This window comes from Shewanella sp. MF05913, from assembly GCF_059758095.1.
The window spans coordinates 69573-85701 of sequence record NZ_JCAYNT010000017.1 but is presented as its reverse complement, the minus strand read 5'-3'; the positions used below and the strand labels follow the sequence as shown (position 1 = coordinate 85701).

Here is a 16129-nt window from a genome sequence, read left to right as displayed (position 1 = left end):
ACCTAGCTACGTTGAGCTCGCTAAAAACAGATCGCATCAAGCACTTGAAAGATAAGCAAAAATAACCAAATAAAATAAAGTGACCTGCAATACTGATGCAATTAACGCTCAACAATGAGTAAAAAAAGTCAAAAAATGCTAAGAGATCAGCATCACATTGTTAAGAAAAGGTTGATATTTAACCTCAATTACTATATTTATAAGATAAATAAGCTTTAATTAAAAAATCAAGATTTATAAAAAAGCAATAACATCAACTGGGGGAAGAAAAATGTCTACAAAAGGAATCGCTACTTTTGGCAAGAGAACGACGTTAGCACTTGCTATTGCTGGGGCAATAGGCAGTGTTCACGGAGTAACAGCAGCAGAAGCTGACACTCAAGCCAATGAGCAAATTGAAGTCATTGCTGTAAAAGGGATCCGCAGCAGTTTAAAAAACTCTATGGCCGACAAGAAATCCGCATCCGTGGTTTCAGATGGTATTTCGGCAGAAGATCTGGGTAAATTTCCAGACTTAAACGTTGCTGAGTCATTACAACGTATTACAGGTGTCTCTATTGACCGTAGCGGCGGCGAAGGTCAAGCCGTTACCGTTCGTGGTTTTGGCCCACAATTTAACACGGTACTGGTTAACGGCCGCCAAATGGCAACCGACAGTGCGGGTCGTGAGTTTAACTTCGACATCTTAGCGGCTGAGCAAATCACCGGCGCCAACGTATACAAAACCACTAATGCTAGCATGCAAGAAGGCGGTATTGGCGGTACTATCGACCTAACAACTGCACGTCCATTTGATTACAGCGGCTTGCAAATTGTAGGGTCAGTAAAAGGCATGTACGAAAGCCTTTCAGAAGACGTATCGCCTGCGTTTTCAGGCTTAATCAGTAACACCTTTAATGACGAAACCATGGGTGTGTTATTGGCAGTAAGCCACCAAGAACGCAGTGTTCAAGTTAACCAAATCAATACAGCTGGCTGGCGCGGTGGTCAAACGATTTCTAACGCACGTGATGGCGTATTATTCACTAATGCCTATATCCCACGTAACTGGGACCAAATCGTTGATGAGCAAGACCGTACTCGTACCAACGCCAGTTTAGTTTTTCAATATGCACCCTCTGACGATGTCAGCATTACTTTAGACGGCTTTATCTCTAAGTTTGAAGTCGACTCACAAGTGACCGATTTAGCCTCATGGTTTGAACCCGATCGTGTCGGCAGTGCCACGATTGACCCTTCTACTGGGACGCTATTAACCTTTAGCCAGGATGTTGGCTTACATCAAGGCAGTGGCGATCCTGCAACCGACTTTGTATCGCACACACGTAACTCTCGCGATGTCACTAACAGCGGTGTTGGCTTAAATGTTAAATGGGATGTTACTGAGCAGTTAGTCGCTAAATTTGACGTATCAAACTCAAATGCAGAAAACGATCGCGCTGGCCGTGACCGCTTTAACGTTGTGGGGATGACCAACAGCTATTCATTTGACGGTACTGGCGGCGTGCCAACGGTATTACACGATGGATTTACAAATGGCAGCTTGCCAGATGCTAATCTAGCGCGCTTACATTACAATGAAAAAGGTAATCAATTCACTGATGAAGATGAAATCACTGAATTCAAAGCTGATTTTGAGTACACCCCAGATTCGTTAGTTTTCACTAAAGCTAAATTTGGTGTTTATCGTCAAGAACGTGAAAAGTCGAGCTATCAAATCTTTGGTAGTCAGTGTCAGTTCTGTGGCTACGGCACAGATGCTCCAATCGACGCGATTGACTTTAGACCTTACACAGCCAATAACTATTTCTCTGGCTTAATCGACACCTTCTACACCTATGATGGCGATGCGATGGTGGATTATTTAGCTGCTGAAGGCTATCCCATTACGCCAACATTACAAAACAACCGTTATACCATTAATGAAGATGTCACCAGCCTATACATGAACTTCACGTTTATGTATGACGTTGGCGATATGCCATTAACCGTTGATTTTGGTGCGCGTTACTCAAACACAGATGTGGATGTGAGTGCAGTACAAAGCTATATCTCTGACGTAGTTCCTACCAGCGATGCAACCTTATTTGCTAACGTGTATGGCCCTGCTAATGACATCGCTCAAGGTACGTCTTACTCTAACTTATTACCAAGTTTAAACATTAAGTTAGATCTGCAAGATGATATGGTTTTACGCTTTGCAGTGTATGACTCATTAACTCGCCCAACCATGTCTCAGCTTTCGCCTGCGACAAACTTTAATGAGCCACGCCGTCAAAACTTAACCGCAAGTGGTGGTAACCCTGCGCTAGAGCCGTTCCGTTCTGAAAACTGGGACGTGTCTTACGAGTGGTATTACGACGATGCAAGCTTATTTAGCTTTGCATTCTTCAGCAAAGAAGTTGACGATTTTATCGTGAGCTTAACTGGTGATGAAACGTACCAAATGACCGACCGTAGTGGTCCTGATTTCAACTGTAGCACCACTAACTCAGACCTATGTACTAGCGACGTTGTGGCAACCACAGAAGAGCTAAATGGTCAGTCTGAAGTGTATACAGTGACACGCCCACGCAATGGTGAATCAGCACGTATTACCGGTTACGAAATTGCGTTAACTCACGTATTCGACAACGGTTTTGGTGTAACAGCTAACGCGACCGTAGTAGATAGCAACGTTAAAGTGGATGCTAACTCTACCCAAAGCTTCGCACTTGAAGGTTTAGGTGACTCACAAAACTTAATCGTGTTCTACGAGCAAGATAACTGGCAAGCACGTGTTGCATTTAACAACCGTGAAGGCTTTTTACGTCAGCTAGATAACGGTTTTAACGGTGAGCCAATTAAAACTGAAACCTTCGGACAGTGGGATATTAGCGCGAGCTACGATATCAACGAAAATGTATCTGTTTTTGTTGAAGGCATTAACATCACTGAAGAAGAGCTAGTGCAAACAGGTCGTTTCGCCAACCAGGTTTACTCGGTTGAAGACAACGGTTCACGCTACGCAGTAGGGTTAAGAGGCAAGTTCTAAGTTATAAGCCTTAAAAAGACAGGTGCAAGCGCACCTGTCTTTTTGTTTATAACAAGACCGACAAACTTCACCTTGTGATAGTGTTTAAGCACTCAATTGCAAACAGGATGTTAACCCAATGGCAAAAGCAGTAAAAAAAATAATCATTGTGGGCGGCGGAACAGCGGGCTGGTTAACGGCAGCAATCATTGCATCGCATCATAAAAACCAAACAGGCCAGACACAGACAATAGACATAAGCTTAATCGAATCGTCAGATATTCCGACTGTGGGGGTGGGAGAAGGTACCTGGCCAACCATGAAAAACACCCTACAACAGATAGGGTTGAACGAAAGTGACGTTTTTAGAAAGTGTCATGCGACGTTTAAACAAGGCGGTAAATTTGTCAGCTGGGTGCATGGCAATGGCGACTTTTATTATCATCCTTTTACCGTACCATTGGGCTACGGCCGCCTCGATTTGGCGCCATATATTGATAATATTAAAGATTACGCCGAACAAACCAATTTTCAACATGCTATTTGCGAGTCAGGCCTTGCACCGCGCAGCATGGCAGAGGGTGACTATCAAGGCACATGCAACTATGCCTACCACCTCGACGCTGGCGCCTTTGCCGACTTGCTCAAACAACACTGTAAAACCCATCTCAACGTTAATCACATTATTGGTACGGTCGACCATGCTAGCGTCGACAGCCAGGGCAATATCAGCAATGTAACACTTATCGATCAAGCTCCAATCGAAGGTGATTTATTTATCGACTGCACCGGGTTTGCATCGTTATTGCTCGGAAAAACCTTAAACGTTCCTTTTATTAAGCTCGACCATGTACTGTTTAATGACCGCGCAATCGCCATGCAAGTGCCTTACGACAATGCAGACAGCCCCATTGCTTCACACACTATCGCCACCGCACAAGATTCTGGTTGGATTTGGGATATCGGCTTAACGCACCGCCGCGGCGTAGGTCATGTTTACTCAAGTCGCTTTATGAGTGATGAGCAAGCAGAAGCCAATTTACGTCGTTATATTGGCCCTAAAGCAGACGGATTACCCGTAAAGCATATTCGTTACCAAAGCGGCCACCGAGAACGTTTTTGGCAAAATAACTGTGTCGCTGTAGGTATGGCGGCAGGATTTGTAGAGCCACTTGAAGCAACCGCCATTATGCTGATAGAAATATCAGCCCGCTACATTGCTGAGAATTTACCGGTTAACGACAACGTCATGGCATTAACGGCCAAGCGCTTTAACCAACAAATGGATTATCGCTGGGGTCGTATCGTCGACTTTTTAAAACTGCATTACATGTTAACCAAACGTCCAGAACCTTATTGGCAGGCGCACTGTAATCCAGACTCTATCCCGCAAAGCCTACAAGACGACCTTAGCATGTGGGCATTTAGAGGCCCCACCAGCAAAGACTTTAATGGGCCAAATGAACTATTTCCTGCGGCCAGTTATCAGTATGTTCTTTATGGTATGGAATTTACGCCAGACTATTCGCAACACGCCCACTTGTACCAACAACACGCGCAAGCGTCGCAAATATTAAATCGCAATGTTCAGCTCACGCAGCAGATGCTCAATACTCTGCCGCCTCATCGTGACTTTATTGAACAATGGTTAACTCACTCTCAACAGTAGAATAATAATATGAAAACACTGACAGAATTAACCCCACAACAACATCAAGACTTACGCATAACAGACGACTGTGCCATTCAATTTGCCCAGCAGCAAAACATTATGAACCTGCGAGTCACCGAAGTGAGTCAAGCAGCGTGTTGTATGCCGATTTTTTATGTGCGTAATAGTCAAAACGGCCAATGGGTATTAACCGGCTTTACCAGTTTTGAGCAAGGGAGCAACTTGTTTATTGAACAAGGTCAATGGACTGCATTACACACGCCAGCAAACATGCAAACCTTTCCATTTTTCTTAATGAAGTCGCCAGAAAACCCACAGCAATACACCATTGGTGTTGATCAAACGCACTCCGCGTTTTCAACCACCAGCGGCAAGAGTATTTTTGAAGCCAATGGCAAAGCATCACTGCATTTGTCCAGAGTTAAAACGTTACTCGAAGCCGATATCAAAAACGATATTCGCACCCAAGAATTTAACCAATACATCAGCCAACTTGGCTTATTACGTCCGATAAATATTTTAGTGCAACACCAAGATGGCAGCACACCCAGTTTATCTGGCTTGTACACCATCGACGAAGACAAACTGCAATCACTCGACAAAGATGCCTTATTTGAACTGCATCACAAGGGGTATTTGGCGCCGTTACAAGCCATGTTGATGTCGTTATTTCAGCTTAACAGCCTGATAAAACGCCATAATAAGGTTGCAACATTATCGCCAATTAAAAATATAAAACTAGAAGTTAGTAAAAAAACGGCAGCATAACAATACCCAACACACGATTGGGAAAGGAAAAACAATGTCTGAAAACATGATCCAATTATCGGTATTTGCCTTTGTCACGGCAATTATTGGTTTATTAACTTACATGAAATGTCGCGGCGCCAACCGCCAACAGAGCACACAAAACAAAGAATACTTCTTAGCAGGGGGAGGCCTAAGTTGGGTATTTGTTGCGGGCTCAATTACGTTAACCAATTTGAGTACCGATCAGCTGGTGGGGATGAACGGTAACCAAATGGCATTACTGGCTTGGTGGGAGTTTTCTGCGGTTATCGGGTTAATCATTTTAGCTAAATTGTTTTTGCCTGTTTATTACAAATACAACTGTACAACGACAACCGAACTGCTAGAAAAACGATATAACAACAAACATATACGTGCCGTTATCGGCGCTATTTTCTTTTTAGGTAATGCATTTATCTACATGCCTGCGGTGATTTATTCTGGGGCGCTGTTTATGCAAACCATGTTTAACGTCGACATTCCGTTAATGTATATTGCAGTTGCTTTTGCCACATTAGGTGCGGTTTATGCCTTCTTTGGGGGCTTACGTGCAGTTGCAGTATCAGACACTTATTCAGGCGTATTGCTTTTAGGTATGGCCATTTTTGTGGTGTTTTTAGCCTTAAATGCCATTAACTATGATTTCTCTGACATTCCAGCTGAACGGTTAACCTTTATTGGTGACAATGATTCACCTTTGCCTTGGCATACTCTGCTTACCGGTATGATCTTTATTCAAATGTTTTACTGGGGCACCAACCAAACGATCACCCAACGAGCAATGGCGGCTCCCACCCTTAAAGAGGCACAAAAAGGGGTCTTTGCCGCTGCCGGTATTCGTATTTTAATTGTCCCTGCGATTGTGGTTATCCCAGGTATTGTGTCGTACAAATTGTATGGCGATATCGGCGATGCAGCCTACGGGCGCATTGTTGGCGACTTAATGCCGACATGGTTAACTGGTGTATTTGCTGCCGCTATGGCAGCTGCGGTTTTGTCGACCTACAACAGCTTGCTAAACTCAGCAACTGCGCTGTATGTATGTGATATTCATGAAGCCTATATTAAGAAAGACCCTAACGTTGTGCGCTTGAGTGGTTGGGTAACTTTGTTACTGAGTATCCTGACATTAACGCTGGTACCAATTTATCAACAAGCTGAAAGTATTATTAACTTACTACAACAGCTAAACGGTTTACTCAGCATGCCTATTTTATCGATATTCATTGTCGGCTTGGTATTCAAAAATATTGATGCTCGTGCAGGTATTGGCGCAGTTATCTTTGGCGTGTTGCTGTATGCCTCATTAACGTTTGAGTTTTCACCATTCTATTCAAGCTGGCACTACATTCATTTAATGCCAGTAACGTTAGCAGCTTGCGTATCTTTCGCATTACTCGCTAACCGATTCGTGTTTGGTAAAAAAATCCAATTTGCCTCACGTGATGATATCGAAGTGGCTTAAACCTCGCAGATGTCATCAATAAAAATGAGCACCCATTGTGGTGCTCATTTTTTTAGCTTAAAGAAGTCATCAATCATGCCGATAAATAATATTAAGCCTTAATGAGCTAATATAATAAAACTGAACAAAAAGTGACGTTTATCCGGTCTTAATTTTTAGACAATAATACTAAGGTACTTACTATGCTTAATGCTTTTAACACTATCAAAGCGCGTATTTTATTAGGTTACGCTGCGACGGTGCTTATGACCTTAGTCGCCGCGGGATTACTCAGTAGCAGTAACCAAACGGTTAAACAAGAGGTTGCTGGGTTTGTAGATGGTACTTTACCCGCATTAAAAAGCATTACGAAAGTTCAAAGCCATGCTAAAGAGTTAGTATTAATCGGCTATTCGCTTTACGGAACCACAATAAGTGTCAGTGAGTTTAGTGAACAAAAAAACTTACTGTCACAAAACCTAAATCAACAATATCAGCTGCTCAATTCCGTAACATCAGCACAACTCATGCCGCAAATTGACGCCCTCTATGCAGCGTTATCATCATTAGAAAACATCATGAGCAAGCAATCTGTTGATTGGGACACTGCGCGCGAACAACTGAGTAAGCTCAATAATAGTGCCAACGACTTAAAAGACCGCCTTGATACACTTGCACAAGATATCTCTGGCCAAGCCAATCAAAATGCGATGAACATCCAAAAAGAATTGGGTAACAATACATTGCTGATATATGTGCTGGTGGGCCTTATGGTATTGGTGGCTGTAGGTGCATATTTAGCGGCGCAAAAACAAATTGCCAGTCCAATCCAACAGCTGTCAAACGACCTGACTCGTATTGCTCAAAACCGTAATCTAAAAGCTCAGCTCTCTGATGAATGCATTGTTGAAATCAGTAATGTGGCCACCAGCGTCAATGGATTAATCAAGGTATTCCGCTTAGGCATGAATGATGTACATGATGCTATCGCCAGTATCAGCCAAACAGTGGCACAGCTGAGTAACACTACCGGAAAGTCATCCGCTTCAGTTGATGAGCTGCAATACACTATTGTCAGTTTAGTGGATGTGATGTCGCAGCTTGAACAACAAATGGAACAGAGTGTTGAGCATTCACAAAGTGCTGCAGACTCAGCTCAACAAGGTGCACAAAGCATGGTTGAAGGGCAAAAAGAAGTGAAGCAAACGGCAGACAGCATTAGCGTACTTGCTCAAGACATAGAAACAACTGCCAGTATGTTACTAACACTGCAAAATTCAGGTAAACAAGTAGCAACTGTGGTTAAAACCATTGCCGATATTGCCTCACAAACAAATTTATTATCATTGAATGCTGCCATTGAAGCCGCGAGAGCGGGCGAAACAGGCAGAGGATTTGCAGTAGTGGCAGATGAAGTGCGCACCTTAGCGTTGCGCACACATAACTCAACGGTGGAAATCAATTCAATGTTGGCTAATATCGTCGAATCGATTCAATCTGCGGTTGACAACATGGCGTCAAATCAACAAAAAGCACAGCAGTCTGTATCATTAGCAAACCAATTAGTGTTAACACTTGAACAAAGCCGCCAGCTCATTCTCTCTCTAGCTACTGTTAGCCAAGAATCAGCCATGCTAGCGCAAGCATCCCAACAACAAGCACACACAGTTAAGCTTAAGGTGCAGGACTTCACACTGTTAGGGGAGTCGGTATCGACTGGAAATCAGCAAATTAGTGAAGCGGGTAATAAGTTGAGTAATTTAGCCGATAAGCTAACCAACACTGTCGATCAGTTTGAACGTTAAATCGTAGAATAAAATCGTTTATCTTGGCGGTTTTTGTTTTAACCAAATCCAAAAACCGCTCAACGACACCATCAATAATGCGAGGGCAAACAAGTCCCATAGCCATATCGTTAAATGACCAAACAAGCGCCCACTGTGTAAATCAAGCATGACTCGTTGCCAGCTTAAGTTGGCGCTGCGGGCTCGATTAATAATGGTCTTGTCTATCTCATCATTGGCGCTTACCCAGGCATTAAACCCATTCGGTAACGACGCCAATTTCCAGTCAATAAGTTGCTCATCGGCCTGGTAAATACCATTAGCCGTATTAAGCCATACTCGATTATCAACAAACGCTAGCCCAAGCAAATCCGCAGGCAGCCCCGTGCTGTTACTTTGGGTTTCTTGTAACTGGCCTTGTTTATCAAATAAATATAACTGCTGCGCATCTATCGCTACGATCATATTACTGGCATACGTGGCACTTATTAGGGTGTCAGCCGCCTCTAAAATCATCTGTTGATTTTGCCACAGCAAGTTGTCGGTAATGTATAAAGCAGAAGAAGTCTGGCCAAATTGAGCAACATGCTTAGGCGCAGCAATGCCGTAATAATCTAATAACCATGCTTGAGTCACACCGGTTTTATCTAAACCTAAGTCGTCACTGTGGTTAATGGCCACACCCGTTAAGGTTAACAGTAGAATAAACAACGCGCTCGCCAAGCCTAAGCGACGATGCCAAGGGCGAAGTACACGTAAAAATTGAATTCGTAGACTGTTTCTTGAGGGTTTTGTCACGCTAACCTGCTTAAAAATGGCTTATTTATTGATATGGGCATCAAGCAACAATGCGATGCGCGAGAGTTTTGTCAATGCTCTCACCGACAAGGTAGCCCCGGTAATGCCGTCAATGTGTTTGTCGAGCTGATGTTGCTCAGTTAATTTTGCCGCTTTAAATTGGTCGGTAAAAAAATCATGGCGTACTTCATCACCACGGCTTTCTCGGTATACTAATACTTTAGTTTGAGCAATTTGCTGATTTTTTACGTGAATACCCACCGTAATCGGCGACTCTTTACCAATCTCATCCATAATCCACACGGTTTCATTATTATGTAACCAATAACGCACGCGCATTTTAGTAAATCGATGGGCTAAAATTGCCTCTATCGCTTGTTTTAAATCATCATCGAGCCATAACACTTTGGCATCACCGCTATTGCCGTTAAATGCCTGGCTTATAAATGCATCATTTGACTGGTATTGGGTGGCAGCCTGCGCGCTATGCGTTGGCACATACCCTACAAACAACAGTATAAAAAACACTAACACCGAACGAAACATTGGCACATACCATCCATAAGCAATCATAAAAAATACGGGTGCCGACAATATACACTGTTGGCACCCATTTTTATCGATAATCGGTTTTACCGAAAATAACGTTAAGACTTGTCAGTACTTAGAACTGATAACCAACGCCTAGGTTAAAGCCGTCTGAATCAGCTGCACCGCTGATTTTTTCAAAGTCAGCTTTAAACACTACATTTTCGTGTAACCAGTAGTTCACACCCACGTTAGTTTGCTTTTTCTTGGTGTCCGCGCTGTCACCGGCATTGTTGTCCCACTCGTTGTAACGAGCAAACACACCAAACTGGTCATTAATACGGTAAGCAGGCTCAATATAGAAACCATTTTGCTTATCACGACCTAACGCTTCAGCTTCTTGACCGTCGATGTCCCACTGAGCAAATAATGCTTTAACGGTAAAGTTTTCGATGCTGTAAATAGCATGTGCAGTTACCAAGGTTGCAGAGGCAGTATCAACACCCGCTTCACCTTGCGTTAAATCTGATTGATATTGTACTGTGGCAGCAAGCTCTAAACCTGGTACAGCAGTGTACTTAACACGGCCGGTATAGGCTAAATCTTCACCTTTGGCTTCAGATACTTTTTGACGACCATTACGGATCTTGTAACCCGAGCTTTGGTCTAAATACAAACCAGAAGTCACTGCTGTATCAAATGCTAAACCAGGAGCTGCTTTAACGTTAAGCGTTAAACCACCTTCCCACCACGTCGCTGGGATAATGTCTTTTTCTACCGGGTTACGCTCAACACCGTAAAACGTGTTCGGTTCATGAGTTTCGTTAATAATACCCACTGGCATTAAAAATAGACCCGCTTTACCCGTAAGCATTTCATTGAAGTCATGCTCGATATAAGCTTGCTCTAACTCCACTTCGCCTTTTTTACCTTCACCAGCGATGGAGTGCTCAACTTCTAGTTCAGAGAAAAAACGAGTTGAGCTGTTAAATTCATGGCCAACAAATAACACAAAACGGTGGAAATCGAATTCTTTTTTATCGTTACCCGTTTTGTTGTCAGTAATGTTGTTGTAATGCAATTCGCCATAACCACCAATGGTGGTTGCTGACTTGCTAGACGCTGTTGCTTCAACAACATCGGCAGTGGTTTCTACACGCTGTTCAGTTTGTTCTAGACGCTTCTCAAGATCTTTTAACACTTTTTGTTGCTGTTCAATGATTTGGCGTAATTCAGTTGTTTCGTCAGACGCAGTAGCATAGTGGCTAGCAAACAGGCTTAATAAAGTAGCCGCGATTAACGTTTTTTTCATTTGGTTATCCTGATGGGTCAAAGTGAACACTATAAGCTTGTGTAAAGCTATGTAAATTTACGCGGATTATACATAACACACACACTAATGCAAACCATTATCATTAAGGTTATTAACCAACTAAGCACTATGTCACAACACTTACCAGACAATTGCAACAAACCGGAATAGACGAATTAGTTGCAAAAAAAACGGCTTACCCGTTGAAGGTAAGCCATTTTATATCTATTTTATCAGTGTAGTAAATCGAACGCCCTCACCTGTTATTTACCAATATGCGTTTTATGATGAGTATTTATTTTTGCCGTTCAGATTGTTAACACTAACTTGCCCACATACTGTTTTTGTAAAAAGACTTCTTGCGCAGCATTAATGTCTTGTAAGGGAAAAGTCTTCGCAATAATAGGGTTCACTTTGCCTTGCTCTATACAATTAACCAGATTTTGAAAGACTTGTGGCTCAAGTACAGTACAACCAAAAAAGCTTAAATCTTTTAAGTATAATGTTCTGATATCCAGCTCAACTAATGCACCACCAATTGCGCCAGATACAGCATAACGGCCACCTGGTTTTAACACCGACAAAAACTGCGACCATTGTTTTCCCGCCACAAGATCAATCACCACACTAACGCTGTTATCACCTAAAACATCAACCAAATCTGCATCTCTGGCAATAATCTTATCGACACCTAAATCGAGCAATTGTTGGTTTTTACTTGGGCTCGTTATCGCAATAACATAAGCGCCGCGAGCCTTAGCTAACTGCACCGCTGCAGAGCCCACACCGCCAGAGGCACCTGAAATAAGCACACGATCGTTAGCGGTTACATTTGCTCGGGTTAACATGTTTTCTGCAGTTGAATAAGAACAAGGAAATGAAGCGAGTTCTGCGTCGGTCAACTTGCTGTTAATAGCATAAGCATGCTTGGCATCAACAACAGTATATTCAGCAAACCCTCCGTCACATTCAGAACCAAAATACCAAGGCAGATCCAGTGACACCCCTTTTACCTGCCTTATGCAAGGTTCAATTAACACACGCTCACCAATGCGTTGTTGATTAACATTCTTGCCGACTGCAACAATCACACCGCAGACATCCGCCCCTTGAATACGTGGAAAGGTTAACGGATTACCAGACCAACTCGCATCAGCGCTATCACCTTCGGCTTTGGAATACCACGCGATACGCGTATTAATGTCAGTATTATTCATCCCTGCGGCTAACACTTGGATTAACACTTCATCAGCATGTGGAGTCGGAACCGCAATATCATCACGGTATTGCAGCATTTCAGGACCACCATGCCCGAGTAATTGCACGCCCTTCATAACACTTGGAATAGTATTCATTATGAGTTTATCTCCATAAGTTGTTTAACAGTTTGGTGAGCCGACACAATTGCCTCCTCCCCCAATAAAGGCCATGCACTAGAAATGCCTTCATGGAGTAAAAATAACTGCGTGGCTAAGTCGGCTCGCAGGCTTTGTTGAGCTAAAAACTGGCGAACATCTTGTTTATGTTGTTTAACGGCTAGGGTTATTTCAGCATTATCAGGAAAAGCCGCAATGGCGTTCATCGACATACACCCATGTGGCGCATATTGCTGCATCCACTGTTTGAGTTGGGCAAAAATATGATTAATAGCATCAATTCCAGCAGCCGGTGAGTCTTGTTGTAAAAAATCCAAATAACGTTGATGACGGTAAGCAAGCGCACCAATGATCATCGCCTCTTTCGACGGATAATGTTTATATAAGGTACGTAAACTCACCTCACTGGCTGTTTTTAATTGCGCCACACTGGGTTCAGCAAAGCCATATAGGCTAAATGCTTGTTCCAATCGCGCTGCAATTTGTTGCTTTAACATCTTACCCACTTGGTAGAGCGTTTATTCTACATGCAGAGTAGAATACTCACTCTACCCTGTCAAGTGTCGATGCTTAAACACTCATTTAGTGCAGCCCTTTGTATGCTTAATAACCACACCACGATTTATAATTGCCGCAACAGCAAACAATTCCCTTCGTGGGGAGCTTATTTGTCAGGTTTTTAAACCCAAAACACGCTATGATCTGCACTCGTCGCAATTGGCTGACCTCATCAATATGAATTGCCTAATCACAATGGCTAAGATGAGTCGCATCGCGAAATTTTTATTCACTTTTTATCGATATTGGGCAATACCATGGCTATTAGAATCAAACTTAAACCTGGCCGCGAACGTTCACTAGACCGTCGCCACCCTTGGGTATTTTCCAACGGCATTCACAACGTCAATGGCGGCAAACCTCAAGCCGGAGACACGGTTGACGTAGTCGCACACGACGGACGTTGGTTAGGTCGTGGCGCCTGGTCACCCGAGTCGCAGATTCAAGTCAGGGTATGGACTTTCGATAAACAAGAAGAAATTGATAGCGACTTTTTTGCAAGACGCATTAAACGCGCTCAAGAGGGACGTGATGATCTGATTATTGAGCAAGGGCTTACGGGATACCGTTTAATTGCAGCCGAGTCAGACGGGTTACCCGGTATCACCATTGACCGCTACGCCAATGTACTTGTATGTCAGTTATTAAGTACCGGCGCTGAAAAATGGCGCGACACCATTGTTGAGCAACTAGTGCTGCAATATCCAGATTGCGCAGTGTATGAACGTTCTGATGTTGATTCACGTAAAAAAGAAGGCTTAGCGCCTGTAATGGGGTTACTGCACGGTGAATTGCCACCAATGCCAGTCATCATTGAAGAAAACGGTATTAAAATCGCAGTCGATGTGGTTAAAGGCCATAAGACCGGTTTTTACTTAGACCAACGTGACAACCGCGCTATGGCGGCTCGTTTCGTTAAAGGTAAATCTGTACTCAACTGTTTTTGCTACACAGGCACTTTTGGTTTGTACGCAGCTAAAGCGGGCGCGGCCAGTATTGAAAACGTCGATGTATCGGGTTTAGCACTGCAAACTGCGCGCGACAACATGGCAATTAATAACCTAAATGATGACCACGTTAACTACAACGAAGCTGATGTATTCAAGCTATTGCGCCAATATCGCGATGAAGGAAAAACCTTTGATGTCATCGTACTTGACCCGCCTAAGTTTGCTGATAATAAATCACAGTTAGATGGCGCATGTCGTGGTTATAAAGACATCAATATGATTGCCATGCAGTTAATGAACCCTGGTGGCATCTTGCTCACCTTCTCTTGTTCAGGCTTAATGCAGTCAGACTTATTCCAAAAAGTAGTGGCCGATGCGGCATTAGATGCCAAGCGTGAAGTGCAGTTCATTGAACGCATGCACCAAGCAAGCGACCACCCAATTAGCAGCGCATTTCCAGAAGGTTATTACCTCAAAGGGCTTGTCGCTCGTGTTTGGTAATCGTTAAATAGAGCTAATCAAAAAGGGAACAGTATCTGTTCCCTTTTTTGTTTAATGTAACTCAAGATACTTAACGACTGACTTTTAATGAGGCATAACACAGAACGAATAATTTTCGATAAAAGCTCACTAATACCTATCAACACTAATCAATAAATAACCATTTACCAGACACAATATTGATATAAACCCCAACAACAATAACCGCCAACATTGATGCAAAAAAGCGACTACTCAATGAGTCAGTCGCTTGTTATCAAGCTTTAGCAGTTAAATACTCACCATTTTGTGGTGCTAAACTAAAAGAGTAAATTATTCATAGTATGTTGTTGTTTGTAATAATATCTCACTAAAATCAAAGATTTGATCTATAGTCTCTATCGGATGCCGAGTTTCATTTTTATCGACATCGAACAACCCAAGATATTTTTGTTTGGCATTAAAGTGCAAACGGCATAAAGGTTTGCGATTATTGTCATCTAATAACACACCAAAATAACTTTGGGTATCTCTTGCAATAATCCTAGTAGCATCAACCTTTTGCCTTAAAATAGCTTTAACAATATTAAAACCTTCAACTTCATCATTGGTAGTAATAATTTTAGGCTTATCATCATCTTGTGCATGTTGAACGTCTTCATCAACTTTAGACGTTTGTTCACCACCTATTGCTGATTTCAACCTGTCATTAATACTATCACTTAAAAATTGTCTTAAGGCTTTTTTAGTAATTTCAGTAAATTGCTGTTTAACTTTAGGTGTAAGTACGCCGTCATATGCTCTTGCAGCGAAAAATTTAATAAACTCTTCTTCTGGTTCTTTAAATTGCTCATTTAACAATTTTTTTATTTGATTTAAATATTTAAGTTCACCAGCCGCACTCACGATAGACTCAACATCAAATGAAGATTTAGTGAGTTTCTTAAGCTCTGGAACCAAATGCTCATCAATATTTAATAAATCTAAGGTTAAAAATGGTTTTTCATCCATCTTATTAGGGGCATCAAGATCGGTAAAAAATTGGTATTCTGTGCCGTTTGTTAAAATGGCCAAACGAGAGTTTGTAACCGAAAAATACCTAAAAAGTTGTCCTGCATGTTTAATGGATAGCTTTTCACCATATTTTTTGCATTCGATAAGAATTTGTACCTCGCCATCCTTAACTAATGCGTAGTCTACTTTCTCACCTTTTTTCGTGGCTATATCGGCAGTAAACTCAGGGATTACCTCGTTGGGATTAAAAACATCATAACCTAATACTGTATGTAAAAATGGCATGATCAACGCATTTTTAGTGGCTTCTTCAGTTTGCAAACTGGCTGCTATTTGAGGAATCCTTTTTGATAAAACATCTATTCGTTCAATAAAATCCATCTCATCGACCTCGTGTTAATGATTAATGTC

General features: G+C 42.3%; 12 protein-coding genes. 6 read left to right on the top strand and 6 right to left on the bottom strand.

Features of this window, described 5'->3' with window-relative positions; genetic code table 11:
• Positions 1-271 precede the first annotated feature (271 nt).
• From AC19MV_RS17585 to AC19MV_RS17565, 5 genes are all read left to right on the top strand, one after another.
• A complete protein-coding gene (locus AC19MV_RS17585) occupies positions 272-3034 on the top strand; it encodes a TonB-dependent receptor (RefSeq protein ID WP_498309176.1) in 2763 nt (920 codons plus the stop codon).
• Positions 3035-3152: 118 nt separating this feature from the next.
• Positions 3153-4682 (top strand): tryptophan halogenase family protein, encoded by a 1530-nt coding sequence (locus AC19MV_RS17580; protein ID WP_498309175.1) that lies wholly within the window; start codon positions 3153-3155, stop codon positions 4680-4682.
• Between the two features lie 9 nt (positions 4683-4691).
• Complete coding sequence (locus tag AC19MV_RS17575) at positions 4692-5453, top strand: SapC family protein (protein WP_432403409.1); 762 nt, start codon at positions 4692-4694, stop codon at positions 5451-5453.
• 34 nt (positions 5454-5487) lie between these two features.
• Entirely contained in the window at positions 5488-6939 is a 1452-nt protein-coding gene (locus tag AC19MV_RS17570; protein WP_432403407.1) for an SLC5 family protein, read from the top strand.
• Between the two features lie 182 nt (positions 6940-7121).
• Positions 7122-8723, top strand: coding sequence for a methyl-accepting chemotaxis protein (locus tag AC19MV_RS17565; RefSeq protein WP_498309173.1), 1602 nt, complete (start codon positions 7122-7124; stop codon positions 8721-8723).
• A gap of 18 nt (positions 8724-8741) precedes the next feature.
• Here the strand turns inward: AC19MV_RS17565 and AC19MV_RS17560 are convergent, their stop codons facing one another.
• The 5 genes from AC19MV_RS17560 to AC19MV_RS17540 all read right to left on the bottom strand — a co-directional run bounded on the left by AC19MV_RS17560 (position 8742) and on the right by AC19MV_RS17540 (position 13213).
• Positions 8742-9500 (bottom strand): PepSY-associated TM helix domain-containing protein, encoded by a 759-nt coding sequence (locus AC19MV_RS17560; RefSeq protein ID WP_498309172.1) that lies wholly within the window; start codon positions 9498-9500, stop codon positions 8742-8744.
• A 21-nt stretch (positions 9501-9521) separates the two neighbouring features.
• On the bottom strand, positions 9522-10046 hold the full coding sequence (locus tag AC19MV_RS17555; RefSeq protein WP_498309195.1) for an FMN-binding protein: 525 nt from the start codon (positions 10044-10046) through the stop codon (positions 9522-9524).
• Between the two features lie 118 nt (positions 10047-10164).
• Entirely contained in the window at positions 10165-11340 is a 1176-nt protein-coding gene (locus AC19MV_RS17550; protein WP_498299274.1) for a porin, read from the bottom strand.
• A 308-nt stretch (positions 11341-11648) separates the two neighbouring features.
• The gene (locus AC19MV_RS17545) at positions 11649-12695 is read right to left on the bottom strand and encodes an alcohol dehydrogenase family protein (protein ID WP_498309170.1); all 1047 of its coding nucleotides are present in this window, start codon (positions 12693-12695) and stop codon (positions 11649-11651) included.
• On the bottom strand, positions 12695-13213 hold the full coding sequence (locus AC19MV_RS17540; protein WP_432403397.1) for a TetR/AcrR family transcriptional regulator: 519 nt from the start codon (positions 13211-13213) through the stop codon (positions 12695-12697). The genes AC19MV_RS17545 and AC19MV_RS17540 overlap by 1 nt, the downstream gene beginning before the upstream one ends.
• A gap of 318 nt (positions 13214-13531) precedes the next feature.
• Between AC19MV_RS17540 and AC19MV_RS17535 the strand changes: the two genes are divergently transcribed.
• Positions 13532-14725: a class I SAM-dependent rRNA methyltransferase gene (locus tag AC19MV_RS17535; protein WP_498309168.1), complete on the top strand. Its 1194-nt coding sequence runs from the start codon at positions 13532-13534 to the stop codon at positions 14723-14725.
• A 312-nt stretch (positions 14726-15037) separates the two neighbouring features.
• Here the strand turns inward: AC19MV_RS17535 and AC19MV_RS17530 are convergent, their stop codons facing one another.
• Positions 15038-16099, bottom strand: a complete 1062-nt coding sequence (locus tag AC19MV_RS17530; RefSeq protein ID WP_188958529.1) for a type I restriction endonuclease — start codon at positions 16097-16099, stop codon at positions 15038-15040.
• Positions 16100-16129: the final 30 nt, after the last annotated feature.